Here is a 570-nt window from a genome sequence, read left to right on the forward strand (position 1 = left end):
TCAGTGTTTTCCGCTAGGGTCGGGTTGTTCAAGACCAACCTGACGGAAAGACCACCGATGACCAATGACATGATGAACGTGCGCTCCCTTGTTGAGAAGAGTGCCGATGCAGATTTGTTGCGTGAGATGATCGGCCTTGCCGCCGAGCGGCTGATGGAGCTGGAAGTAGGCTCGGCTACGGGTGCAGACTTCGGTGTGAAGAACTCGATGCGGCTCACTCAACGCAATGGCTACCGTGACCGCGATTGGGAGACGCGGGCTGGCACCGTCGAGCTTCGCATTCCGAAGCTGCGCAAAGGCAGCTACTTTCCGAGCTTCCTTGAACCGCGTCGGATGGCAGAGAAAGCTCTGACGGCCGTTATCCAGGAAGCGTATATCCAGGGAATCTCGACTCGTTCTGTCGACGACTTGGTCAAGGCCATGGGTATGAGCGGCATCTCCAAAAGCTAGGTGAGCCGCCTATGTGAAGAGATCGACGTCAAAGTGAAGGCGTTCCTCGACAGGCCGATTGAAGGTGAGTGGCCGTACGTCTGGGTGGACGCGACCTATCTCAAGGTCCGGCGTGGCGGC

Annotated in this window: 1 pseudogene; it reads left to right on the forward strand. The window is 57.5% G+C overall.

Annotation, left to right across the window (positions count from 1 at the left end):
• Positions 1-57 precede the first annotated feature (57 nt).
• Positions 58-570 (forward strand): annotated as a pseudogene (locus MOV76_RS39405) (transposase); the annotation flags it as partial.

It is taken from the genome of Rhizobium sp. PRIMUS64 (genome assembly GCF_023006465.1).
GTDB lineage: Bacteria > Pseudomonadota > Alphaproteobacteria > Rhizobiales > Rhizobiaceae > Rhizobium > Rhizobium leguminosarum.